Source organism: Tenacibaculum amylolyticum, from assembly GCF_964511145.1.
In the GTDB taxonomy this organism is placed as follows: domain Bacteria; phylum Bacteroidota; class Bacteroidia; order Flavobacteriales; family Flavobacteriaceae; genus Polaribacter; species Polaribacter amylolyticum.
Genome location: NZ_CAZEFZ010000026.1, coordinates 270,067 through 294,761 on the forward strand (window position 1 = coordinate 270,067; position 24,695 = coordinate 294,761).

At 30.4% G+C, this 24,695-nt stretch carries 22 protein-coding genes; 13 read left to right on the plus strand and 9 right to left on the minus strand.

The genetic code is table 11. The annotated features are described in order from the left end of the window. Positions 1 to 2: 2 nt before the first annotated feature. The 13 genes from ACKTTC_RS09530 to ACKTTC_RS09590 all read left to right on the plus strand — a co-directional run bounded on the left by ACKTTC_RS09530 (position 3) and on the right by ACKTTC_RS09590 (position 13,123). Positions 3 to 1,211 carry a hypothetical protein gene (locus ACKTTC_RS09530; RefSeq protein ID WP_408039584.1) on the plus strand — a complete coding sequence of 403 codons (1,209 nt, stop codon included), beginning with the start codon at positions 3 to 5 and terminating at the stop codon, positions 1,209 to 1,211. Positions 1,212 to 1,213: 2 nt separating this feature from the next. Then, positions 1,214 to 2,212, plus strand: a complete 999-nt coding sequence (locus ACKTTC_RS09535; protein ID WP_408039585.1) for an AAA family ATPase — start codon at positions 1,214 to 1,216, stop codon at positions 2,210 to 2,212. An 18-nt stretch (positions 2,213 to 2,230) separates the two neighbouring features. Next, positions 2,231 to 3,565, plus strand: coding sequence for a DUF58 domain-containing protein (locus ACKTTC_RS09540; protein WP_408039586.1), 1,335 nt, complete (start codon positions 2,231 to 2,233; stop codon positions 3,563 to 3,565). A gap of 42 nt (positions 3,566 to 3,607) precedes the next feature. Then, positions 3,608 to 3,991 (plus strand): DUF805 domain-containing protein, encoded by a 384-nt coding sequence (locus ACKTTC_RS09545; RefSeq protein WP_408039587.1) that lies wholly within the window; start codon positions 3,608 to 3,610, stop codon positions 3,989 to 3,991. A gap of 106 nt (positions 3,992 to 4,097) precedes the next feature. After that, positions 4,098 to 4,445 (plus strand): hypothetical protein, encoded by a 348-nt coding sequence (locus ACKTTC_RS09550; RefSeq protein ID WP_408039588.1) that lies wholly within the window; start codon positions 4,098 to 4,100, stop codon positions 4,443 to 4,445. Positions 4,446 to 4,574: 129 nt separating this feature from the next. After that, the gene (locus tag ACKTTC_RS09555) at positions 4,575 to 5,795 is read left to right on the plus strand and encodes a peroxiredoxin family protein (RefSeq protein ID WP_408039589.1); all 1,221 of its coding nucleotides are present in this window, start codon (positions 4,575 to 4,577) and stop codon (positions 5,793 to 5,795) included. A 149-nt stretch (positions 5,796 to 5,944) separates the two neighbouring features. After that, positions 5,945 to 6,595, plus strand: coding sequence for a DNA alkylation repair protein (locus ACKTTC_RS09560; RefSeq protein WP_408039590.1), 651 nt, complete (start codon positions 5,945 to 5,947; stop codon positions 6,593 to 6,595). 7 nt (positions 6,596 to 6,602) lie between these two features. Then, positions 6,603 to 7,685 carry a glycoside hydrolase family 53 protein gene (locus ACKTTC_RS09565; protein WP_408039591.1) on the plus strand — a complete coding sequence of 361 codons (1,083 nt, stop codon included), beginning with the start codon at positions 6,603 to 6,605 and terminating at the stop codon, positions 7,683 to 7,685. Positions 7,686 to 8,172: 487 nt separating this feature from the next. Beyond that, positions 8,173 to 8,616 (plus strand): GNAT family N-acetyltransferase, encoded by a 444-nt coding sequence (locus ACKTTC_RS09570; RefSeq protein ID WP_408039592.1) that lies wholly within the window; start codon positions 8,173 to 8,175, stop codon positions 8,614 to 8,616. 169 nt (positions 8,617 to 8,785) lie between these two features. Beyond that, positions 8,786 to 9,499, plus strand: coding sequence for a hypothetical protein (locus ACKTTC_RS09575; protein ID WP_408039593.1), 714 nt, complete (start codon positions 8,786 to 8,788; stop codon positions 9,497 to 9,499). A 47-nt stretch (positions 9,500 to 9,546) separates the two neighbouring features. Then, on the plus strand, positions 9,547 to 10,044 hold the full coding sequence (locus ACKTTC_RS09580) for a hypothetical protein (protein WP_408039594.1): 498 nt from the start codon (positions 9,547 to 9,549) through the stop codon (positions 10,042 to 10,044). Between the two features lie 101 nt (positions 10,045 to 10,145). Then, on the plus strand, positions 10,146 to 10,898 hold the full coding sequence (locus tag ACKTTC_RS09585) for a hypothetical protein (RefSeq protein ID WP_408039595.1): 753 nt from the start codon (positions 10,146 to 10,148) through the stop codon (positions 10,896 to 10,898). 1,574 nt (positions 10,899 to 12,472) lie between these two features. Continuing rightward, positions 12,473 to 13,123 carry a DUF2306 domain-containing protein gene (locus ACKTTC_RS09590; protein ID WP_408039596.1) on the plus strand — a complete coding sequence of 217 codons (651 nt, stop codon included), beginning with the start codon at positions 12,473 to 12,475 and terminating at the stop codon, positions 13,121 to 13,123. Positions 13,124 to 13,290: 167 nt separating this feature from the next. On the opposite strand, the gene ACKTTC_RS09595 is transcribed toward ACKTTC_RS09590, so the two are convergent. The 9 genes from ACKTTC_RS09595 to ACKTTC_RS09635 all read right to left on the minus strand — a co-directional run bounded on the left by ACKTTC_RS09595 (position 13,291) and on the right by ACKTTC_RS09635 (position 24,681). After that, complete coding sequence (locus ACKTTC_RS09595; protein ID WP_408039597.1) at positions 13,291 to 14,121, minus strand: mechanosensitive ion channel family protein; 831 nt, start codon at positions 14,119 to 14,121, stop codon at positions 13,291 to 13,293. Then, entirely contained in the window at positions 14,118 to 14,453 is a 336-nt protein-coding gene (locus ACKTTC_RS09600) for a DUF2834 domain-containing protein (RefSeq protein WP_408039598.1), read from the minus strand. The genes ACKTTC_RS09595 and ACKTTC_RS09600 overlap by 4 nt, the downstream gene beginning before the upstream one ends. Further along, positions 14,454 to 17,135 (minus strand): DNA gyrase/topoisomerase IV subunit A, encoded by a 2,682-nt coding sequence (locus tag ACKTTC_RS09605; RefSeq protein WP_408039599.1) that lies wholly within the window; start codon positions 17,133 to 17,135, stop codon positions 14,454 to 14,456. Positions 17,136 to 17,196: 61 nt separating this feature from the next. Further along, entirely contained in the window at positions 17,197 to 18,591 is a 1,395-nt protein-coding gene (locus ACKTTC_RS09610; RefSeq protein WP_408039600.1) for a glycine-rich domain-containing protein, read from the minus strand. 27 nt (positions 18,592 to 18,618) lie between these two features. After that, entirely contained in the window at positions 18,619 to 19,290 is a 672-nt protein-coding gene (gene lepB / locus ACKTTC_RS09615) for a signal peptidase I (RefSeq protein WP_408039601.1), read from the minus strand. 213 nt (positions 19,291 to 19,503) lie between these two features. Continuing rightward, positions 19,504 to 21,363, minus strand: a complete 1,860-nt coding sequence (locus ACKTTC_RS09620) for a DNA topoisomerase IV subunit B (RefSeq protein ID WP_408039602.1) — start codon at positions 21,361 to 21,363, stop codon at positions 19,504 to 19,506. A 363-nt stretch (positions 21,364 to 21,726) separates the two neighbouring features. Next, positions 21,727 to 22,614 carry a gliding motility protein GldB-related protein gene (locus ACKTTC_RS09625; RefSeq protein ID WP_408039603.1) on the minus strand — a complete coding sequence of 296 codons (888 nt, stop codon included), beginning with the start codon at positions 22,612 to 22,614 and terminating at the stop codon, positions 21,727 to 21,729. A gap of 125 nt (positions 22,615 to 22,739) precedes the next feature. Further along, a complete protein-coding gene (locus ACKTTC_RS09630; protein WP_408039604.1) occupies positions 22,740 to 24,329 on the minus strand; it encodes a BspA family leucine-rich repeat surface protein in 1,590 nt (529 codons plus the stop codon). A 157-nt stretch (positions 24,330 to 24,486) separates the two neighbouring features. After that, on the minus strand, positions 24,487 to 24,681 hold the full coding sequence (locus tag ACKTTC_RS09635) for a hypothetical protein (protein ID WP_408039605.1): 195 nt from the start codon (positions 24,679 to 24,681) through the stop codon (positions 24,487 to 24,489). Between the last annotated feature and the right edge of the window lie 14 nt (positions 24,682 to 24,695).

Here is a 24,695-nt window from a genome sequence, read left to right on the forward strand (position 1 = left end):
TGATGAAATTGAAAAAAAACACATTCATTCTTTTCATGCTCCTTTCTATTGTTTTAGTAGGTTGTAGCAAAACAGATTGGAGAGAAAATTTTAGAGAACGTTCTACAGATCCATTTGGCACCTATATTCTTACTGAAGAAGCTAAACTAATGTTTCATAATGATGATTTTATCATTTTAAAACAACATGTTTACGATTATTTTATAGACATCTATTATGATTACGAGCCTAACTTTGCGAATTATGTGTGTGTAAAACCTTCGGCATATAGATTAAATGAAGAAACAACAAATAAAATATTAGAATTTGTAGGCGCTGGAAATGATGCTTTCTTTTCTCTTAATCATTTTAATGATTACCTTAGTGAAGCCCTTAAATTTGAAACAGAAAATTTAGATAACGAAGTGTACACTATTGAAGCTTTAAGAGCTCTTAATGGTACTTTATATCTCAAAAACAAAAAATTCAAAGACACCGCTTTTACCTTTGATAGAAACATTAGAAAAAACTATTTTTCTAAAATAGATTCGTCACACACTACTGTTCTTGGTACGCAAGAAATAAATGGGAATCAACAACCTAATTTCATCAAAATTAAATATCAAAAGGGAAATATTTTTCTACATACGCAACCTATTGCTTTTACCAATTTCTTTTTATTAAATGGTAAAGAAGATTATGCAGCGAATGTCTTTTCTTATTTACCTAACAGGACTATCATTTGGGACCCACAAATAAGATCTAGTAAATTTCAAAACGAAAAAGACACTACTTCTGCTTTGAACTTTTTTATGAAACATCCTTCTTTAAGGTGGTCACTATATATTGCTTTTATTGGCTTATTACTATTTTTATTTACAAATTATAGAAGAAAACAACGTGCAATACCGGAAGTAAAAAAGCTAAAAAACTCTACACAAGACTTTACGCATACTATAGCTAACCTTTATTTAAAGGAAGAAAATCATAAGAATATAGTAAGTAAAAAGATAACTTATTTCTTAGAGCAAATGCGCTCTAAGTACCATTTAGAAACACATAATTTAAACAGTGACTTTATAGAGAAACTAGCCGCAAAATCTGGTAACTCTCTACATACCACAAAATATTTAATAAATACAATTGTAGCTTTAAACAAAAGGTCTGAATGTACACAAGACGAACTTGTACGATTAAATACACTCATTGAGAACTTTTTACAAAATAAATAATTATGGAAGAAACATTAGATACAAACGATAATTTAGAATTTGAAAACAGAATAGATTTATCTGAATTACAAGAGAGTGTATATAAAATTAAAACACAACTTAACAAAGTAATTGTAGGTCAAAAAGAAATGATTGACTTATTAATCGTTGCTATTCTTTCTGATGGACATGCTTTAATTGAAGGAGTTCCTGGTGTTGCCAAAACAATGACTACAAAATTACTATCTAGAGCAATGGACATTGATTTCAGTAGAATTCAATTTACGCCAGATTTAATGCCATCGGATATTTTAGGAACTTCTGTTTTTAACGTAAAAACTACCGAATTTGAGTTTAAAAAAGGACCTGTTTTTTCGAATATGGTTTTAATTGATGAAATAAACCGTGCTCCTGCTAAAACACAAGCTGCTTTGTTTGAAGTAATGGAAGAACAGCAAATTACAATAGATGGTTCACGTTATGAAATGAACGCTCCTTTTATTGTATTGGCTACTCAAAACCCAATAGAACAAGAAGGAACGTATCGTTTACCAGAAGCTCAATTAGATCGTTTTTTATTTAAAATTAACGTAAACTATCCTTCTGCTGCACAAGAACTTGAAATTATCACCAGGGAGCAAGCTTTAGAAAAAGACCTAAAACTAGATAAGATTGAAACTGTTATTACTGGTTCTGAAATTTTAAAATACAGAAACTTAATTACACAAATTAAAGTAGAAAAGAACTTATTAGAATATATTGCTAATATCGTAGTAAATACGCGCACAAATTCTTTTCTATTCTTAGGAGCTTCACCTAGGGCAAGTATTGCTATTTTAAAAGCATCTAAAACATTTGCTGCTATTAATGGACGTGATTTTGTAACTCCAGAAGATATTAAAAATGCGACCATTCCTGTATTAGAACATCGTGTAATTGTAACTCCAGAAAGAGAAATGGAAGGAATTACTAGTCGACAAATTATAGAACAAATTATAGAAGCAGTAGAAATTCCTAGATAATATAATTCGCTAAACTAAATGAAGAAGATTGTTAACTTTTTGTTTTTAAACAACCGTTTTTTCTATGGTCTAACCATAGTAGCTGCATTGTTTGTAGTCGGTTTTTTTATTCCTTCATTTTTTTCCATAGCTAAAGTTTTATTATTTACTCTTGTTGCGATTACTGTTATTGATTTGTTTTTTCTTTTTATAGTAAAAGACGCTTTTCACGTAGAAAGAATACTTCCTGAGAAATTATCTAACGGTGATGAAAATACGATTGTTTTACAGGTACAAAATAATTATAACATTACAACGAATGTTACTTTATTAGAAGAACTTCCTTATCAACTACAAGAACGAAATTTTAATATTACTTCTCAATTTTCACCAAAAGAAAAACGAGAAATCACCTATAAAGTAACTCCATTTGTTCGAGGCGATTATGATTTTGGAAATACTAACGCTTATGTTTCCACTCCCCTACAGTTAGCTAAAAGAAAATACATTTTAAGTAAACAAAAAACTATAAAATGTTATCCCTCTTTTTTAAAGTTAAAAGAGCTTAATATTAAAGCAATTTCTAATAATTTAACGAGTTATGGAAGTAAGAAAATAAGACGCATTGGTAACTCTTTAGAATTTGAGCAAATTAAAGAATACATTATTGGAGACGATATTAGAACTTTAAACTGGAAGGCTACTGCTAAGAGAAACCAGTTAATGGTAAATCAATATGTTGAAGAAAAATCCCAGCCCGTGTATGCTATTATAGATAAAGGACGACAAATGCAAATGCACTTTGAAAACCTCACATTATTAGATTATGCCATTAATGCTACATTAGCTGTAAGTAGTGCTATTCTTAAAAAACAAGATAAAGCTGGAATGTTTTCTTTTTCTAAAAAGATTGATAATATTATTGTTGCAGAACAACGAAACTCTCAAATGAGTTTAATTTCTGAAGCTTTATACAACATTAAAACCGACTTTTTAGAATCTGACTACAGTTTATTGTATGCTGCTGTAAAACGTAAAATACCAAGTAGAAGTTTGTTAATTCTATATACAAACTTTGAAACATTAGACGCATTAAAGCGTGAACTCCCCTATTTAAGAGCGATTGCTAAAAACCATTTACTCTTAGTCGTTTTCTTTCAAAATACAGAATTAAACAAAATTGTAAATGAAAAAGCTACAACCGTACACGATGTATACGATAAAGTTATTGCTGAAAAATTCATGTACGAAAAGAAACAAATCGCAAATGAATTAAGGAAGTACGGAATTCAATCTGTACTCACTAAACCTCAAAATCTTACGGGAGATACTATTAACAAATATTTAGAGCTGAAATTGCGCGGAATGTTTTAGAAAAAAGTAAATCAATTATTAACTATATAAATTTTAATCATTATGAATTGGTATGTAAAAGTCCTAAAAGAATATGCAACTTTTGAAGGTAGAGCACGAAGAGAAGAATATTGGATGTTCATCTTATTCCAAATTATTTTCCTTATAGCTGCATCTATTTTAGATGTGATTATAGGTACTCCAGGAGTTTTCTATTTTATTTATTTCGTGGCAACAATAATTCCTTCATTAGCTGTAGCAGTAAGAAGATTACACGATGTTGGTAGAAGTGGTTGGTACTATTTTATAGGTGCTATTCCGTTAGTTGGACCAATACTTTTATTAGTTTGGTTTTGTACTGATAGCGATTATGGTCCGAATAAATGGGGAGAAAATCCAAAAGGGCTTGGAAACAAATCAGAAATAGAGTCTATTGGAACTGAGTAAAAAAAGTAATACATATTATAAAAACGGCATTCTAAATTGCATGTGCCGTTTTATTTTTTTACTTTGTAACTCACTAACTAATAACTTTATAAAACTTCAAAAAACTATGAGTAACTTAAAACTTAAGCTTAGAAAAATTGATCCAGTAAAAGCTGGAATTGTTTATGGATCATTACTAGCTTTACTTGGTCTGGTTGTAGCTGGATTTGCCTTTTTATTTGGAAGTCTAATTGGTGCAGCTTCTGGAGAGTTAGGTATTTTCGGAGCTATAGCTGGAGGTGGTATTTTTGCCATTATTTTAATACCTGTAATGTATTTTATTATCGGATTTATTGCTGGTATTATTGGTACAATGCTATTAAACTTCATACTTAAAAAAACAGATGGTTTAATTATTGACTTTGATAAGATTGGAGAAACTGAAGATCTTACAAGGATTGGAAGTGATCAATAATTAACACACACATATTTTAAAAAATCGTTTAGTTATTTCTAAGCGATTTTTTGTTTTTGTAAGTTATTAGTGCTATTTCGTACTTATATTGCATGGTGTTTACACTGTTTAATTTATTTTAAATCAATCATGAAAACTCTTTACTACCTTTTTATTGCTTTATTATTCCTTTCTTGTAAAACCAAACCTATACCTCAAAAACTCACCAAAGGAAATTATAGAGGTATTTTACACATAGAAGACGAGCAAGTAATTCCTTTTACTTTTGAAGTTTTAAATGAAGGGTATCTAAAAATTTTCAATGCAGAAGAAGTTATTGATGTACATGAAATAACTTATGAAAATGATTCTATTAAAATACAGCTACCTTATTTCGAAGGCTATATTTCAGCTAAACTAAAACCCAATAAAGAGCTTAAAGGATATTTTATAAAACCTAGTTTAGATAGAGTTGTTCCTTTTTCTGCGAGTCCAAATCAACCTCGATTTACCACTACTACAAAGCCCACACAATCTGTAACAGGAAATTGGGAAACTGTATTTAGTCCTGATACTGAAAACGATCGTTATATAGCGAAAGGAATCTTTTCTCAAGAAAACAATAAAGTCACAGGAACTTTTAGAACTACCACAGGAGATTATCGTTATTTAGAAGGTGTTATAAATGGAAACCGTTTAGAGCTTTCAACTTTTGATGGTGCACATGCTTTTCTCTTTACAGCAACTGTTGCAGACTCTACAATGCAAGGAACATTTTACTCTGGAAATCACTGGAAAGAACCTTTTACAGCTAAATTGAATAATAATTACGAATTACCTAATGCTGAAGAATTAACGCATCTTAAAGAAGGATACGACACTTTTGAATTTTCATTTCCTAATGAAAAAGGACAACTTGTTTCTTTAAAAGATAAAGCATTCAAAGATAAAGTTACCGTAGTTCAAATTATGGGAACTTGGTGTCCTAATTGTTTAGATGAAAGTAAGTTTTACTCTGAGTTTTATAAACAGTATAAATCAAAAGATCTTGCTTTTGTTGGACTAGCTTTTGAAGTTGCTAAAACACAGAATGAAGCTTTCGAACTTATTAATAGATTAAAAAAACAAATAGGAATCACCTATCCTATTTTGTTAGCGCAATACGGATCTGCAGATAAAATTTCTGCTCAAGAAAAACTACCAATGTTAAATCATGTATTATCCTACCCTACTACGGTCATTCTTGATAAGAAAGGAAATGTTAGAAAGATTCACACAGGTTTTAACGGACCCGCTACTGGACAGAAATACATTGATTTTAAAAATGAATTTGAAGAGTTTATCAATGAATTGTTAGCAGAAAAGGAATAATTAAAAAGTCTTTTTACGAACTCATTTACTATATAATGCTCTTTCACATTTGGTTTAAAATTCCCAAATGTCTAATAAGTTAGATTATTTCATATTATTTAGTAATTTTAAATCTGAAACTATAATAATGTTCATTTAAATTAATAGAAATGGTACTTTCTCCTTCAGCAAATAAACACTACGCTCAAATCAATTCAAATACTAAGCTTGGTGATTTGCGGAAAATGGCAAAAGAAATCAAGAAAGATCATGAAATAGCAATGGAATTATGGTCTACAGGTGAATTTCTACCTAGACAATTGGCCATTTTAATTATGGATAAAAAATTGCTTTCTCAAGCAATTATAAATGAGCTAGATAACGATATTCAAAATCATAAATATGATGAACGTACCCATTTAATAGATTGGTTAATGGCAAATCAGTTGTCAAAAGATAAAACGCTTGTCAACCTAATGCTATCATGGAAAGACAGTTCTTCTACATTACAAAGAAGAGTATTTTGGTATTACCAAGCAAGATTAAGATGGACAGGGAATACAGACCATACCAATACAGAAGAATTGTTATCTACTATAGAAAAGAATATGATACATGAGCAACCCGAAGTACAATGGGCTATGAATTTTACCGCAGGACAAATAGGCAAATTTCAAGAAGAATACCGAGCAAAATGTATTGCCATTGGAGAAAAAGCAGGACTTTACAAAGATGAAGTTGCTGTGAAAGGCTGTACACCAAACTATTTACCTAAATTCATTTCTATTGAGGTGGCTAAATTGAATAAAAACAATAAATAAAAATACTTTGTATAGAATTCTTACTTTTTTTCTTTGTCTTTTTATAATTACTTCTTGTAATAAAGAACAAAGTATAAACACTGATATTCCAGAAGATGAGAATTCAGACTTTATTGCGGCTGTAGATATTTCTAGTTATCCTGAAATAGCAAACTTAAATCCTACATTTAAAGATTTGAATGGTACTCCTAAAAACTTTCTTGACATTTTAAAGGAAAATGGTGTAAATACAGTTAGGTTACGACTTTGGGTTCATCCAAATAATAATCATTCTGGATTTGATGAAGTAAAAACCTTTTCAGAAACACTTACAAATCATGGATTTAAAACTTGGTTAAGCCTTCACTATTCAAATACATGGGCAGATCCTAGCCAACAAGAAACACCAACACAATGGCAAGGTATTCCTTTTAATGCACTAAAAGATAGCGTTTATGCCTACACCAAAAAGGTAGTTACAACGTTACAGCCAGATTATATTCAAATTGGAAACGAAATAAATACTGGTTTTTTACATCCTTACGGACATATAACCAACAATCATTCTCAATTCATTTCCTTATTACAATCTGGGGTTTCTGCTGTTAAAGAACATTCTCCTAAAACTAAAACGATTATGCATTTTGCTGGTATCGAAAATGCTGATTGGTTTTTCAATCAAGTAAGTTCAATTGATTACGATATTATTGGTTTCTCTTATTATCCTATTTGGCATGGTAAATCTTTAAGCAATTTAAAAAATACCATGCAACAACTCAGTAGTAGATACAATAAGGAGATAGTCATTGCTGAAACTGCGTATCCTTTTACACTAGAATGGAACGATTGGACAAACAATATTGTTGGTTTGGAAGATCAATTAATATTACATCTATTTCCAGCATCTCCTGCGGGACAATCTTTATTTATTAAAGAAATTAAAAAGCTAAATAAAGAGGTTAATAATGGAATTGGCTTTTGTTATTGGGGCGCTGAATTAATTTCTTGGAAAGGTCCACAAGCTACAGATGCTTCACCATGGGAAAATCAAGCGTTATTTGACTTTGAGAACAAGGCATTACCTGTATTAAGAGAATTTAATGCTGATTAACTCATACTGAACAACATGAAATCGATAAAGTATATCTTTATTGGAATTATTTCCTTTATTATTGGTATTACAATTGCTGTTCTATCCTACTCTTTTTTTAGAACACAAATTCAAAATATTTTCCTTTGGTCTACTTCAAATCAAATTAGGTTTATAGGTAAAAACTTTTACTTCTTTGCTAGTAATTTTTATTATATAAGTTTTGGTATTACATTTTTATATTTTTCAATAAATACTATTCATCAAGAGATAAAAATTATATTGAAAAATATAATTTTAAGAACTCTCATATTTATAGTTTTTATAATTTTAATTTCTTCTTTATACGCAAACCTAAAAGTTATTGAATGTACTGCTTGCGAGAATGGAATAAGAAGTATTCATTGGAATGAAATTAATTATGATTTTATTTTAGGAATCAGTATTTTATCCTCTAACATTATATCTATAATAGACTTCATTAAGAGTAGAAAAAAGACAAACCAACATGAAAGAAATCACAATACGTCAAGCGAATGCACATGAAATTGAATGGATTAATTCAAAGTATGAGGATGTAGGTTTTGTGGCTTCAAATTTTGATAACGAATTTATCATTATTGCTAGTATTGAAAATCAACCTGCAGGACTTGGACGTTTGGTTATCATTGATGAACAAAATATAGAGCTTGGCGGAATTTATGTCTTTCCTAATCATAGAGGTTTAGGAATTGCTGATAAAATCGTGAGCTATTTATGCGAACACAATCCTTTTAAAAACACAACTATTTGGTGTTTACCTTTTGAAAATTTACAAAACTTCTATTATAAGTTTGGTTTTAAAAACTCAAATCAACGTATGGCTCCTTTAAAAGTAGCAGAAAAGCATCAATGGTGTAATGCTAATGAAGCTTATCAAAAAGAAGTATTACTCTTGTCAAAAAACTCATAATAAAACATTTAACATCTACTACAAACCAAATTAATAGATTGCTACTTCCCTAGTATTCTAAAATTTTCTTTCAGAATTCTTAAACGCAACAATGTTGCATTTAAAAATATCTCTTATATTTACAGAAACAAGAGAACTCACAATTGAATTCTTATTAAACCAAATAAGTATGTTACAGAGAAAATTTGATCAGGCCGTAAAAGAATATTATCCAAATGCAATGGATGCCAAAGACACATCTATTCATTACTTGGGAAAAATGCAAAACGAACACAAAATTAATGTGTCCAAAGTATTAATGGCAACATCTGTATGTTCAGATGACATTAATGTTCCTTCTACTACTTTTTTCAATGTATTATTTGGTCCTTTTATTATGGGAGGTTTAGGTGGCGTTCCTTTTGCTGGGCAAACTGGAATGACAGCTTTTGCACATCATATTCCTGATGAAGGTAGTGCCTTTATTTTTTATGGACCGCACATTGGTTTAACTCTAGATGGTGACTTAGGTAAAATGTATAGACCTCGCCAAGAAGAAACTGGAAATTCTTGTGGTGCTCTTATGCTTGCTTTGAGTAGAATTCAAGATGAAAATTATACACCTGTTTTAAATGAAGATGATTATCAGCAAATGAAGCTTGAAGAGAGTTTGTTACCATATCGCAACGAAATCTTAAAAAGCGATAATCAGCAAAAAGCTATTACAGATGCTACTTATAAAATTATTGATAAAAAGATTCATGAATACATTAAGACTTGTAAAAATGAATTTAGTGTAGATAAAGTAGTTTTATTAGGTGGTGTAATTATTAATACAGATTATGGATTAGACGATTACTTTGACGCTAGAAATTTTGAAGTAGTTGATCTTAAAAGCTTATAATCTAAGAAATAACCTATAGAATAATCCCCTTTTCTCAACAGAAATTTATGCAGAAGCATTTATACTTTGTATGTCCAACAGATCATATAGAAACTGTTATTAATAGTACTTTTCAAGAAGAAAATTACTATTGGACAACTCTTGGTAATTCTGTATCATTTACTAGAGATACGATACGAGAAATGTATGCATTAATTGTTACGAAGAATATTACAGAAATTACATTCGTTTTATCAGATGACAATAAAATTGTTAAAGATGCATTGCAAAAACAACAATTTTCAGAAATAAGAGGATTAGATAATTTCTACGATAAAATTTCGCATCAAAGGCAATTTGCAACATTACTCTGGCAAACAGATGATCCCAGATTTCCTGTAATATCTAGATATCTGCTCGCCAAAATACAGGATTTGCAATTAAGTATGGACTCAGAATTTAGTAGTCATGTTAAAATAGGAGCAAAAATTTATAACCGTAACGAGCAAATTTTTAAAAAAATATATGCTCCCCTATTTCATTTGGAGTCATTTAATTTAAACTAAATCAATTTTTAATACAAAAAAACATTTAGTTAAAAGCATAAAATACAATTTTTAAGAAAATTTTAACTAAATTTATAACATCAACAATTAATAATTAAAAAATGAAAAAACTCATATTTTTATTCGCTATAATCGGACTATTAGCTTCATGTAAAAAAGAAAGTCAAAGTCAGAAATACAAAGAAATTTATAACAAATGGAGTAGTGAAATGGATTCTATTAATAATGGGCACGATGAAGCCTTGTCTATTATGGATGGATTTGGTCAAAAGATAGACAATCATAAAAAGAGCATTCGAGAGTTTGGAGCTTATATTGATAGTACTAAATTAGTAATCGCTAGTCTTAAAGGAAAGAGCAAGCAAAAAGAAGTAACTGAGTTAGAAGGAAAAATTCTAGAAGTATGCAATAAGAATATGAAGAAACATGAACACTTTGGTGTATTCTTAAACAATTTATCTGCACTTCAAGGAGTTTTTGAAAACAAGCCTTTTGTGATTACTGCATTACCTGAAGAAGCTGCTATTAAGAAATTTTCTTCTTTAGATGAAGCAGTTACATTTTGGACTGGTGAAATGGCTGCCATAAATGAAGGTCATGATAAAGCTCTTGGAATTATTAAAGAATTAAAAGGACATATTCATCACCATCAAAAAGAAATTGCTGGATTTACTCAAAAGATAGAAGAGTTAAAAGGAAAAGCAGATATTGCTGCTAAAGATAAAAAAGATGAAGAGTTAAAAGCTATTGAAGCCGATTTAGAAAATAATTATGCTTTAAATAGTAAGAAACACGCACACTTTTTAGGTTTTCTTGAAAACTTAAAAGCTGTTCAACAGCAATTTGAAAACTAATCAAACTTTAATTATAATTACTCACACACCCATACTCCGTTGGTTTTATACTAGTGGAGTATTTTTTTGTAATACTTTATAATGTGAACAAAATAGGAGTTTGGGAAAGAATAAAAAACTATTTATAACAATGCATAGCCGCAATTACGACGGATTCGACTATGTCCAAACACACTCAGAATTGCTAACGTCAGTGCTAAACCTAAAAACTAACGCATATTAACCCATAACTGACGGTTATACGAAATCGTTGCATGCCATTAAAACAAAAATGAAATAATAGTTGAAAAAGAGAGCGAGGAAGAGTTGATTGAATGTCTAGATTTTAAAAAAGCTAAAGACATTGATTCTAATCAATATGATTTGATTGAAAAAGCTCTTTTGGAAAGTGGCATAATCAACACGAAGACATAGTAAATACCATTTATTTAGGAGGTCTCAAGGATGATCGATTTGTAGAACCAATTCTCTATATCGCTTTGAACAAAGAAACTTTCAGACCATACGAGGATGAATTAGAATCGACTTTAAGAAAATGCGTACAAACAGTAAAAACGATTGACTCGGAGAAATCAACTGCTGCGCTAAAAAGATTGAAAGAGCTGAACAACGAAAATGTGGAATACGCACTGGATATGTATAAATAGAAAAAACGGTATACAACAATGGTTAAAATGCTTGTCCAGCCAACATAACCGTTGCACGGCATTTTAGCCGGGACGTTAGTAACAATTAATAAAATACGAGAAAAGAGAACAAATTATCTATTGGAATATGATCCTATGAGGTTGAAATAGTTTTGATTCTATTAAAAATTCGTTAGCTTTATAAACTTATATTTAAATATAAAAACACCAACCAATACACATACCTTGTCCAACATGTGAAAAAGATTGATAATTTGAGAAAATATATAAAATATCTGATTTCCTTCCTTATAATTTTCGGTCTAACCGTTAACGATGGGGATATGTTTTCGCAAACTAATTCTTCAAAATACTATCAAGTTTTACAAATAAGTACCAGAAAAGAATTTAGACATAAATATTCGAAATTATATGTTTACGGCAGTCAAATTCTTACAGAAAGAATATTTGTTCCGCTGATTTCTTATCTCAAACATAGAGATATTTATGGTGTTAAAGTTATAAGCGTTTTAAAACTACAAATTGAACGATATCAAAAAATAAGTTCAATATTAGCACGACAGACTTTCTTGAATAAAAAATTCGTATCAAGTAATAAATACCCAAGTTTATACATAGCATAGAGCAGATTAATTTTCTATCTAAATTTGCACTTTGATACATAAAATGATAAAACAAATGTTTAATAATTTATCATTACTAAAATGTATAAACAAAAAATAAATCCCATTTGGAGAATTCCAAATATTCTAAAAAGATAGCTTATTTTAATCATTACTCCTGTTATGCTTGAAGTGTCCAATGTATTTTACAACGGCAATAAATGGAAATCAAAATCATATCGAACAAGAACAAAAAAATTAAATAATAACAGCTACATACATTGTATATCAACGTATAAGAATTAGCGATAAATAAAATAAACAAATGGAAATTGAAAACATTACACAAATACTAATTTTAACCCACGTTGGATTTGGCGGTATCGCCTTAATTTCAGGAGCAATTTCAATGATTGCAAAAAAGGGGAATTGGTATCACAAGAAATCAGGTAAAGTATTTTATTATGCATTGCTTACATCCGCATTAATTTCTCTTGTGGTATCTTTAATACCCAACCACCAAAGTCCATTTTTCTTCTGCCTTGGACTATTCAGTTTATATTTTATTATTGGAGGTTATAGAAGTCTAACTTTTAAGATAAAAAATGCATCACTTTGGTTAGATAAAATTATTGCTTGTTTAATAATACTCGTAGGACTTACGATGATGATTTACCCGATTCTATTAAATGGCAAAATTAACATTGTTTTATTCTATTTTGGAGCGGTGAGTATAGTATTTGGTGTCATTGATCTTTTGCTTTTTCAAAATTCAAATAAAACCAAGAGGAACTGGCTTAATATACATTTAACCAAAATGATAGGCGCCTATTTAGTTGCAGCTACAGCTTTTGTAGTTAATCAATCGTTTCTTGGTATTTGGAGTTGGTTTTTGCCAACAATTATCGGAAATATTTATTTATTCTATTGGTTAATTAAATTAAATAGAAAAAAAACTGCAGATAACAACGTATAAAATTAATTGCTAGTTTTTAGCTCACTTAGGTGATTAGGTAGGAATACGAAACAATACACTTTTTAATGAAAGATTACTTCAGTCGTTGGCTTCGACGGAGCTCAGCCTCCTTCTTCATAAAGCCATAATTTTTCTATAGTTTACAACACGTTCAGAAGACAATTCTGCTACATCTTTATTACTTTATGTATAGGAATAGGTAATGCTACACCTTCGGTAAGGAAACGTTTGTGTACAGCTTCTTTTAGCGCACATTTTCCTTTAAATTCTTGGAAAGGTTCGTTCATCCAAACATAGGCTCTCATATGAATATATCCTTCATGAATGTCTATTACACGAACGTCTATAGAAGTACTATCGGCATCCATAACCATTGGTAGTTTGATAGCTTCTTCCTGAATAATTTTTCTTGCTAAATCTATATCTGCTTTTAATCCAACTTTAAAATTATTGAAGCTCAATACATGTGAATCTTGTATGGTATGATTTAGTACAGAATCTGTACTAATTACAGAGTTAGGAATAATTAAGCGTTTGTTTTCAAAGTTATTAATTACTGTATGACGTAATGTAATATCTTCAACAATTCCTACTCTTGCATCGTCTAATTTTATATAATCCCCTACTCTAAAAGGTTTGAAAATAACAATAAAAGCTCCTGCAATTAAATTGGAAAGTGCCGCTTGTGCAGCAAAACCTATAATAGCTGCAATAATACCGGCTCCTGAGAAAATAATGGTAGCTTTACTTCGTAATGTAGGAATGGTAACTACAATATAGATCATTGCAAAAAAGCCTACAAAGAAGTTTACAGAGTTTCTTAAAAACTGAATGCTAGTTCTACCAAAACGATCGGATGTTCTCGATTTAATAATTAGGAGAATGATATATCTAATTGCTCTAGAAATCATCCACGAAATGAGTAAAACAAGTACAACATAAGCTATGATTCCAGGAAGACTTTCTAAATCAATCAGATATTTTATGAATTCATTCACGCACTTAATTTTTGTTTTTCTAATGCATTTTCTCTTAAGTATAAATACAACGGAAACGTAAATGCTACAGCTATGATAAAGGTTAAGGGAATTAATACCCACCAATATTTTATTTTTAGCTTAATAGCATCTGGTATATAGAACACAAAAAAGACGATAACCACTACTAGTAAATCTGCACTTAAAGATTTTCCTGCAAAATTAGATTTCGCTTCAGCAAAGAAATTTACAAACGAGGGCTCCTCTGCTACTTGAAAATACTGAATGTTGTAATACCAAGTATAACAGAGTCCAAATATTGCTAAGAATAAAAATAAATGCTTTCTTTTCATTTAAAATAGTTCTGTTTGATTCTCGTCTTCTGCCCCTTCTTTTTTCTTTTTAATTGCTGCTGCTAATGCTTTTTTAGCTTTGTCTTCTTTAAAATCGTTATCAAATGTATCTTCATTTACCAATTCCTCATCATTCACCTCTATATTTTCTACTTTCTCTTGCTCTGGTTCTTCATAAGGCAACGATTCTAACATATTTACTGTTCTAATCTTAGCTAAGGTTAACTGGTTCCCTGCTGCTTTTATTCCTTTAACAGCGATAAATTCTTCAAAATTCACCTCCATTCTTGGCAAACTTCTCTTAGAGAAAACCACTTCAACTACAGGTCTATAATCCGTTGCTACAATTTGTAATTGCGATTTTTCATGATCTGAAATAAATACCTCTTCCTTATCTGGAGTTTCCAATAAGAATCGTTTTACAAAATAACGTTCCTTATGTCCATCGAAATAAATAACAGAAATTGGTTTGTTAGGTTTCCATTTTTCTAAAACGATCATATCGTTATCGAAATGCATGGTTAAATCTGGCGTTACCGCTTTTATTTTTGCTGATTGTGTAACAATTAAGATTTTATCTTCTGCTCTGAACTCTCCTAACAACTCCCCTCTTTCATCTACATTTAATCTTCTAACAGTATCGTCGAACCATATTTTACGTGGTTTTAATGTGGATACTCCAGCTTCTTTAAATTCAACTTTCTTAACTGGGTGTTTAGATACTACATTTCCTCTTACACCTCTTCCTTTAATGGCTAAATCTGCAAAGTCTAAATCCCATTTTAATTTTTTAATGCTTCCTACAGCACGTAACAAAATAGTTACTACTTCTGCTTCTCCATTAGGATTTGCAGAGAAATACAAGATTTTAGATCCTTTATTTCCATTGGTCAAATCGTATTCTTTATCTCTAGTTACTGAAGTTACATTAAAACGCTTCATATAACTAGGTCCGCGTGTTCCGTCTTTATAAATTAGGTTGTAAACAGTACGTTTGTCTTTTTTCTTGAAGATTGCTAAATGAATAATTCCTTTGCCCACAAAAGTTTTAGTTCCAACTTTGGTAACTAACATTTTTCCGTCTTCCTTAAAAACAATAACATCATCTATATCTGCACACTCTGCAACAAACTCATCTTTCTTTAAAGAAGTTCCTATAAATCCTTCTTCTCTGTTTACATAAAGTTTTGCATTACGCATTACTACTTTTGTCGCAACAATGTCGTCAAAGATTCTAATTTCAGTTTTACGCTCTTTTCCTTTACCGTATTTTGTTTTTAAATCTTTGAAGTAATCAATAGCAAACTCAATTAGATTATCTAAATGATGTTTTACTTCAGCTATTTTCTCTTCTAAACTCTCTATAAATTGCTTTGCTTTGTCTATATCGAACTTAGAAATCTTTTTAATTCTAATTTCGGTAAGTCGAATAATATCTTCTGTGGTAACATCGCGTTTTAGATGTTTAGTATGAGGTGCTAATCCTTTATCGATAGCTTCTATTACTCCTTCCCATGTTTCCTGCTCTTCAATATCTCGGTAGATTCTATTTTCAATAAAAATTCGTTCTAATGAAGAGAAATGCCATTGTTCTTCTAGTTCATTTAACTGAATTTCTAATTCTCTTTTCAGTAATTCTACCGTAAAGTCTGTCGATTTCTTTAATACTTCAGAAACACCAATAAAAATAGGTTTGTTATCTTCAATAATACAACACAACGGTGATATTGAACTTTCACAATTGGTAAATGCATATAAAGCATCTATGGTTTTATCTGGCGATATGTTTGGAGGAAGATGCACCAAGATTTCTACATTTGCTGCTGTATTATCTTCAATCTTCTTAATTTTTATCTTCCCTTTATCATTTGCCTTTAAAATACTATCTATTAAAGACGATGTTGTGGTACTGAATGGAATTTCAGTAATAACTAATGTTTTCTTATCTAATTGTGAAATTTTAGCTCTTACACGTACTTTACCTCCTCTTTTACCATCGCTATAATTTGTAAAATCGGCAATTCCACCCGTTAAGAAGTCTGGCACTATTGAAAAACTTCTACCACGTAAGTATTTAATAGAAGCATCTATTAATTCATTAAAGTTATGTGGCAAAATTTTGGTAGACAATCCTACTGCAATTCCTTCTGCTCCTTGTGCTAATAGTAATGGAAACTTTACAGGAAGGTTTACAGGCTCATTTTTACGACCATCGTATGATAATTGCCATTCGGTAGTTTTTGCATTGAAAACAACATCTAAAGCGAATTTAGACAGACGTGCTTCAATATAACGGGAAGCTGCAGCTCTATCTCCAGTTAAGATATTTCCCCAGTTTCCTTGCATGTCTATTAACAACTCCTTCTGCCCCATTTGTACCATGGCATCTGCAATAGAAGCGTCTCCGTGTGGATGATACTGCATGGTATGTCCTACAATGTTTGCTACTTTATTGTAACGTCCATCATCTAGGTCTTTCATAGAGTGCATTATTCTACGTTGTACAGGTTTAAACCCATCTTCTATAGAAGGAACTGCACGCTCCAGAATTACATACGATGCATAATCTAAAAACCAGTCTTTATACATTCCCGTTACCTTGGTAATGGTTTCTGTATTTTCAGCTTGATTTTCGTTTGTTAACTCTTCTTCGTGTTCGTAATTGTTGTTTTCTTCGCTCATATAATAACGTTTCTACGTTTTTTGAGTTTATTGTTGTTTCTAAATTTGTGCCCTAATATAATTAATCTCCTCCACATCCTCCACAAGAACTGCAAGAACTACAGCTACTGCAACTACTACATGAGCTACAACTGCTACATGAACTACAGGATGAATCTGACCAACTAGACTTTTTAGGTCTTTGATAACCACTTACAATGATTAATGTAGATAAAGCTCCTACTAATTGGATGTATTCATTATGTATTAAATGATCTAAATATGAATCTGATGCTAGTTTTGTTTTTGCAGCAGATAAAAATTGTTTTCTAAATATTCTTTGATAAACATCTGACAAGTAAAAATAACTAACGACAAGAGAGATAATTATTAATACCAATAGTATGGTTACTGGTTTTTCTCTTTGAACTCCTAATAATAATCTAGAGAACAAAAATGAATAGTATATAAAGAGTATTACTGAAATTAATATTTTATACTCAACTACTTGTTTTGAGTTATATACCTTATCTAAAATATGATTCGCTAATGATGACAATCTTGTCATTAGTGGTTTCTTCGTAATTTCATTAATAGTACTCCTTAGATCATTTTCAGGTGTATTTTCAATGTAATTTAAAACAGCATTTTCAATAACGTTGTCCGATTTTTTACTTTCTTTTATGGTTAATGTTTTCGTACTTTCTTTTGAAACATCAATGTGTTCTTTCTCAAATAAATCGTTAATTTTATATAAGACTTGTTTATCGAGTTTTCCTTCAGCAACTTGAAAAGATTCAGAAGGATGTAATTTCATCATATAAGGGTTCTTCTGTATCAAACTTTCAAATGCAGTCTTAAAACTAACGTTAATTAATAATTCAAAAACTCCTATCATCGCTAAAAGCCCTGCAATAACTATGAATATAAAATTAGGGTTGTTTATTGTTAGTAATAAAGGTTTCCAAGCGAAAAACATAGGAACAGCCAATACCACTCCTAGTAAAATTAATTGACTATTATCTAGGTTTATTGCTCTTGAAGCTTGCTCAATTTGAATTGTGTCTTCAAAAGTTCTTACTGTCCAAATTGTTTTATTTTGCTCTCCAAAATATCTTTGATAGGATTCTTTTGTAAAATTAACGGCATTTCGTAATGTTTCTCGTTCTCCTGCTTTTCCTGTTGAAGGAATATGTTTTACATTTTTTCCTAATGCATCACAGAATTTTTGATAGGAGTCTGAAAATGTTAAGTGCAAGTGCCAAACCACATCTATTATGTGTGATGGTGATACCATTTGTTTGGAAATTGCTGCTAAAAACATAAATTTTTTATATTCTAAAATAGCGTCTTCTGTAAACGCTATAGACCAATTATTTTCATATGAGAGTTTTATTGAAAATCCATATTCTTCATCTGGTTTTTCTAACTCAAACGCTTTTATCTTTTTCCAAAGCAATAATTCTTCTTTATTCATTTAATTGTTTATTATATCTTTTTCAAATCAATTTGTAATCAATACTCCTGTAATATCTGAGGCATTTATAAAACCAACATATCTAGAATCATGAGAATTATCTCTATTATCTCCTAAAACAAAGACTTTTCCTTTAGGAACTGTAATTGGTCCAAAATGATCTTTATTCCAGCTCTTATGAAATACTTCGTATATATAAGGTTCTACCTGCGTTGGTTCTATTATTACTCTTTTCTCTTCTAATCCGTGTTTTCTTGCTTTAACTTTAGTCATAGGAATATAAATAAACCCATCTTTTAATCTAGCATATTCTATAGCTGCATCTGAAAAAGTTATAGCGTCAAATTCTTGTTTAGTCAACTTATAATAATGCCATAGATTCAAAAGCATGTCTATATTTTTATTATTTACATATGCGTTGCCATCTTTTATTTGTACCACATCTCCTTCTTGTCCAATTAATCTATGTACTCTTATTTGTTTTCCAAATTGTTCATCTTCGAATTTATAACAAACAAAATCTGCGATTTCAGGGACAATTACATTGGAGGCAAAAAAACGACTGTTAAACGGAAGGGTTGGTTCATTTGCAAATGAACTACTTTGGTATAATCTAAAAATATGAAACCAAGAGAGTAATTGGTACACAGCAAGCAATACCCCTAGTACAATTAAAATCTTATGAATTCTTTTTTTCACCAATCTTAACTACTTCCTTTTTACTATTTTTTTAAGCTTTTCTTTACTAATTGCATCGCTATTAACATCATTATCATAGCTAAAATTCCAAAGTAAGGTGAAATATTATTGTTAAATGATAGATTTGAATAATCTATTTGGGTAATCCACACAATTAAAATGATAGTAAAAATTATGGATAAGACGTTTAAAATTTTGGTAACGTTTTTCATATTACTCCTCTGTTGTAACTAAATCCTGTTCTACTTTTAAGTTCTCGATAATAAATTTTTGTCGATCTGGTGTATTTTTCCCCATGTAGAATTGTAACATTTGATCTATAGACATTTCTTTATCTAACATTACAGGATCTAAACGCATGTCTTCTCCAATAAAATGCACAAATTCATTAGGAGAAATTTCCCCAAGTCCCTTAAATCGTGTGATTTCTGGTTTTCCTCTTAGCTTTTTAATGGCGATTTGTTTTTCTTCTTCAGAATAACAATAATGCGTTTCTTTTTTATTTCGTACTCTAAATAGCGGTGTTTCTAAAATATATAAATGTCCTTCTTTAATTACTTCTGGGAAAAACTGTAAGAAAAACGTAATTAATAACAAACGAATGTGCATTCCATCAACATCGGCATCGGTAGCGATTACAATATTGTTATAACGTAAACCTTCTAATCCATCTTCTATATTTAAAGCTGCTTGTAATAGGTTAAACTCTTCGTTTTCGTATACAATCTTCTTTGTTAATCCGTACGAGTTTAACGGTTTTCCTTTTAAACTAAATACCGCTTGTGTATTTACATTTCTAGATTTGGTAATAGAACCCGATGCAGAGTCTCCCTCGGTAATAAATAAAGTTGTATTTAAATAATCTTCTTTTTTAGTATCTCCAAAGTGAATACGACAATCACGCAACTTCTTATTATGCAGGTTTGCTTTCTTAGCACGATCTCTGGCTAATTTTCGGATACCCGATAATTCTTTTCGTTCTTTCTCTGCCTGTAGAATCTTCTTTTGAAGTGTTTCGGCTATTACAGGATTTTTATGTAAGAAATTATCTAATTTGTTTTTTATAAAATCGTTAATATACGTACGAACCGTAGGCAATCCTCCTCCCATTTCTGTAGACCCTAATTTTGTTTTGGTCTGACTTTCAAAAACAGGTTCCATTACTTTAATAGAAATTGCGGCTATAATCGATTTACGTACATCTGAAGCATCAAAATTCTTTCCGTAAAACTCACGTATCGTTTTTACTACAGATTCTCTAAATGCTGCTTGGTGCGTTCCTCCTTGTGTTGTGTTTTGTCCGTTTACAAATGAGTGATATTCTTCTGAATATTGCGTTTTACTATGCGTCATAGCAATTTCAATATCATCGCCTCTTAAATGGATAATTGGATACAACATATCATCTTGATTATTGTTGTCTTCCAGTAAATCTTTTAATCCATTTTCAGAGTAAAACTTCTCTCCATTAAAAACTATTGTTAAACCTGGGTTTAGGTATACATAGTTTTTTAATAAACGAATGATATATTCTGGACGATACTTGTAATTTTTAAATATTGTATCGTCTGCAATAAAGGTTACTTTGGTACCTCTTCTTCTAGAAGTTTCCTCTAAGGTTTCCTGATTGGTAAGATTTCCTTTTTCAAACTCTGCTGAAGCAGATTTACCATCACGGGTAGATTCAACTCTAAAATAGGTTGATAATGCATTTACAGCTTTGGTACCAACTCCGTTTAATCCAACCGATTTTTTAAAGGCTCTACTATCGTATTTACCTCCTGTGTTCATTTTAGAAACTACGTCTACTACTTTTCCTAATGGAATACCACGACCGTAGTCTCTAACAATTACTTTATTTCCTTGTATAGAAACTTCAATAGTTTTACCGGTCCCCATTACAAATTCATCAATGGAGTTATCGAGCACCTCTTTAACTAGAATATATATTCCGTCATCAGGAGAAGTTCCATCTCCTAATTTACCGATATACATTCCAGGTCGCATACGGATATGCTCCTTCCAGTCGAGTGATCGTATATTATCTTCGGTATATTGTGTTTCTTGCGCCATAAAATCTCAGTAAAAATGAAGTATGCGCTAAAATAAGATTTACACTTAGAAAAACAAAAAACTCTGCTGATATTAGTTATTAACAGCGTTTTTTATTTTGAGTTAATTAACTCACTATATCCCCCTTAACTAGTTTTAATAAATTTTCCGTTATAAGTACCTAGCGAATTTTTTACAACGTTGATATATATATACCTTATGTAACCATCAATTGTTTTATATATAGTATCATCTAAATCGTAAATTTTAACAATTGTGTTTTTGAGAATTTACCACGCTGTAATCATCTTCTTCATCGATACATTTATATGAAAAAAATATGTATTCATTTTTAAACTCTGTACTCTAACTTTCTATTTTATTTTACTTTATATATTCTCGCAAATACTCACTTTCTTTTAAGAATTTATCATAGTCTTCAATATTTAAAATATGATTCACAGCCAGTTTTTTATTTACTGCTTTTTCAAAATAGGATTTCACAATTTCATAACCAATCCAATATCCTAAATCATTAGGTCTATTGTCTTTTCCGCTTGTTCCGTATAACCAATCTTCCATATCTTTTTCATGCATTCTTTCTACAAATTCTTTGCATAACTCCTCTTTATGCTTGTTTCCGTATTTATTTGCTTGTTGGTTTCCTTTTATTCCAGAAACTAATTCAGCTACAAAGTCTGCTGCTCCTTCTAGTATTGCTTGCTGTAATAAATTTGTTTCTCCCTCTGGTGATTTTTGCTGAAAATGAATAGACTCATGTATAATTAACCCTGGAAGCTCCTCTAGATTTGTTATTTTTTCTGTTCCTATCAACAATCCGTTTTGAGATATTGTACCTCCACTATTAAAACGTCCTACAACGAAATAAACTGGTGGATAAACTGCATATGGATACCAATATTCTAAAGCATAAAAATATGGTTTCATCTTTTTCTCTAACTTTTTAATCTTTTCTTCTATTCCTCTTATTTTTTCATAATCTTTTCTTCTATTCGTCACCATTTTTAATAAAGCATCTGCACTAATTATTCTGTTAGGAATAAATCCTTGAAGTCCAATTGTTCCATTTTTTATATACCTTTTAAAAGGGTTTTCGCTGGAACTTTCTATTTCATCAAATGCTTTCCAAAAGTTTTGAATATCTGAAGTTTCAAATATGATTTCTTGAGGATCTTTAGGAAAAATTTTCTCTTGCCCTATCATTTTTGTAAAGCTCAAAACTATTAGTATTGATATAATTATTCTATTCATAGTATTTTCATTTTTTTGATTCAGAGATCTCTTTTTTGTGAGGCTTCAGAAAAAATGAAAAACACTGCTTATCTTATTAAAAGCAGTGTTTTCTATTTAAGATTAAGTTTATTCTTTGCTGATTTTTAACATTCCAAATCTGAAGAATCGCCAGCAATACTCCAGCCTTTATCATTTATTAACTTATTTCTATAGCTTGAAAAACTTTGACAAAACTTTAATCCACGTGCAGATGTTAGTGATAAATTATTTGGCGTGTTTGGGTTTTCTGCCCATCCTTTTAAGGTTTCACCATAATTGACTGAAGACATTCCACTATCTGCTAACATAAACGTTACATTATTAGACGATGTTCCTTTTATTGACACTAAAGACCAGTCTCCTAAATTTTGATTAAAGTTTGTAGCATAATTAAACATGGCATCCATAGAAGTTACCTTACTTGTATCCCATGCTGAAATATCTTGGTTAAAAGAAGATGCCCATCTAAACATACTTGCCATTGTAGTTACCTTACTTGTATTCCATCCTGAAATATCTTGATTAAAAGAAGTCGCATTTAGAAACATTTGAGACATATTGGTTACATTGCTTACATCCCAATTGGAAATATCATTATTAAAATTAGTAGCGTTTACAAATGCTCTTTCCATAGATTGTACATTAGTTAAGTTTGGAGCATCTGTTGCATTTATTTCTAAGTTTTCTGCACCATAAAACATTCCATAAAAACTAGCCCATTCTATAGCTCCCCACTGCTCTACTGACATTAATTGACCATTGTTTGTATTGCTACGTACTCCTCTTGCAAATTGAGGTCTTGTTTTATATAAATATAAATGTGGAAAATCTCCAATTATTTTTACAGTATAAACTCCAGGGTTTGCGTAGGTATGAAAGCTATCTCCTGTTACATTTCTTTCTATTATTCCATCTCCCCAATCTATATGATAATCGTAATTTAATGCATTATGTATAGGAATATCAATTCTTAAATCAGCAGTTGTTACTTCCCAAGTTGTAATAAAAGTATCTGCTTCTACTCCTATAGTATCGTTTACATCTGTTACATTTATAGTAATTGTATTACTTGCTGTTAAACTACCGTCTGAAACCTCTACAGTAATAGTATGGCTTGTAGTCGTTTCATAATCTAAGCTTTTACCGCTAGCTAAACTTAGTTTACCATCATTTGAAATTTCAAATAAATCATTATCATTAGTTGTAATAGAAAAACTTAAAGTGTTTCCTTCCGCATCTGTAGCAATTACTGTTCCTATTTCGGTAGTATCATTAATATCTTCAGCTACTGAAAAGGTTTGTACATTAATTACTGGCGCTGTGTTTTCATCTATATCTGTTACATTTATTGTGATTGTAGCAGCAGCTTTATCTGTACCATCTGAAACTTCTATAGATAACTCATGCTTTTGCGTAGTTTCATAATCTAAGCTGCTATTTTGCTTTAAACTTAGTGCTCCACTAGGCGTAATTTCAAATAAATTACTTACATCGGTTTGAATGCTAAATGTTAATGAATTTTCGTCAGCATCTGTTGCTATAACAGTACCTATTATAGCAGTATTTGTTATATTCTCTGCTACCGAAAAACTTTGCGCATCGATTACTGGAGGTGTATTTACTACTTCATCTTTGGAACAAGAAGTAAAAACTACCAATAAAATTAAGGTGATTAAAAAAAGACTTTTTTTCATTTTAATATTTTTAAAAACTTACGTTGACAAACGTAAAGTAGTCTTCTCCTTTCTACCTTTTTTTATTTCCGAATACTTGCTTTTTGTTTCCGTATAAAAAACGCTGTTATAAAAACAGCGTCTAGTAAAAATATTGAATTGAAACTATTTAATTCATTCACCACTTGTGTTTTCTTCCCAAAAAAGTAGATAATCCCCAAAATAAACCGAAGAGAAAAAAATAAAGAAGAAACATCCATACAGTTATATTTCTTTCATCTAAATAATCAAATATTGTCATGATTACAGCAAATACAGTTCCTGCTACAATACTTCCAAAGATAATTGATGCTGGTTGTATGTCTTCTTTCATAAATTAAGTTGTTT

Excerpts from the sequence above, each read along its gene's own strand:
- ACKTTC_RS09530 (WP_408039584.1), top strand. The coding sequence starts at position 3 with ATGAAATTGAAAAAAAACACATTCATTCTTTTCATGCTCCTTTCTATT.
- ACKTTC_RS09540 (WP_408039586.1), top strand. The coding sequence starts at position 2,231 with ATGAAGAAGATTGTTAACTTTTTGTTTTTAAACAACCGTTTTTTCTAT.
- ACKTTC_RS09580 (WP_408039594.1), top strand. The coding sequence starts at position 9,547 with ATGCAGAAGCATTTATACTTTGTATGTCCAACAGATCATATAGAAACT.
- ACKTTC_RS09575 (WP_408039593.1), top strand. The coding sequence starts at position 8,786 with ATGTTACAGAGAAAATTTGATCAGGCCGTAAAAGAATATTATCCAAAT.
- ACKTTC_RS09550 (WP_408039588.1), top strand. The coding sequence starts at position 4,098 with ATGAGTAACTTAAAACTTAAGCTTAGAAAAATTGATCCAGTAAAAGCT.
- ACKTTC_RS09590 (WP_408039596.1), top strand. The coding sequence starts at position 12,473 with ATGGAAATTGAAAACATTACACAAATACTAATTTTAACCCACGTTGGA.
- ACKTTC_RS09635 (WP_408039605.1), bottom strand. The coding sequence starts at position 24,681 with ATGAAAGAAGACATACAACCAGCATCAATTATCTTTGGAAGTATTGTA.
- ACKTTC_RS09555 (WP_408039589.1), top strand. The coding sequence starts at position 4,575 with ATGAAAACTCTTTACTACCTTTTTATTGCTTTATTATTCCTTTCTTGT.
- ACKTTC_RS09620 (WP_408039602.1), bottom strand. The coding sequence starts at position 21,363 with ATGGCGCAAGAAACACAATATACCGAAGATAATATACGATCACTCGAC.
- ACKTTC_RS09600 (WP_408039598.1), bottom strand. The coding sequence starts at position 14,453 with ATGAAAAGAAAGCATTTATTTTTATTCTTAGCAATATTTGGACTCTGT.
- ACKTTC_RS09625 (WP_408039603.1), bottom strand. The coding sequence starts at position 22,614 with ATGAATAGAATAATTATATCAATACTAATAGTTTTGAGCTTTACAAAA.
- ACKTTC_RS09535 (WP_408039585.1), top strand. The coding sequence starts at position 1,214 with ATGGAAGAAACATTAGATACAAACGATAATTTAGAATTTGAAAACAGA.
- ACKTTC_RS09610 (WP_408039600.1), bottom strand. The coding sequence starts at position 18,591 with ATGAATAAAGAAGAATTATTGCTTTGGAAAAAGATAAAAGCGTTTGAG.
- ACKTTC_RS09630 (WP_408039604.1), bottom strand. The coding sequence starts at position 24,329 with ATGAAAAAAAGTCTTTTTTTAATCACCTTAATTTTATTGGTAGTTTTT.
- ACKTTC_RS09560 (WP_408039590.1), top strand. The coding sequence starts at position 5,945 with ATGGTACTTTCTCCTTCAGCAAATAAACACTACGCTCAAATCAATTCA.
- ACKTTC_RS09585 (WP_408039595.1), top strand. The coding sequence starts at position 10,146 with ATGAAAAAACTCATATTTTTATTCGCTATAATCGGACTATTAGCTTCA.
- ACKTTC_RS09545 (WP_408039587.1), top strand. The coding sequence starts at position 3,608 with ATGAATTGGTATGTAAAAGTCCTAAAAGAATATGCAACTTTTGAAGGT.
- ACKTTC_RS09605 (WP_408039599.1), bottom strand. The coding sequence starts at position 17,135 with ATGAGCGAAGAAAACAACAATTACGAACACGAAGAAGAGTTAACAAAC.
- ACKTTC_RS09570 (WP_408039592.1), top strand. The coding sequence starts at position 8,173 with ATGAAAGAAATCACAATACGTCAAGCGAATGCACATGAAATTGAATGG.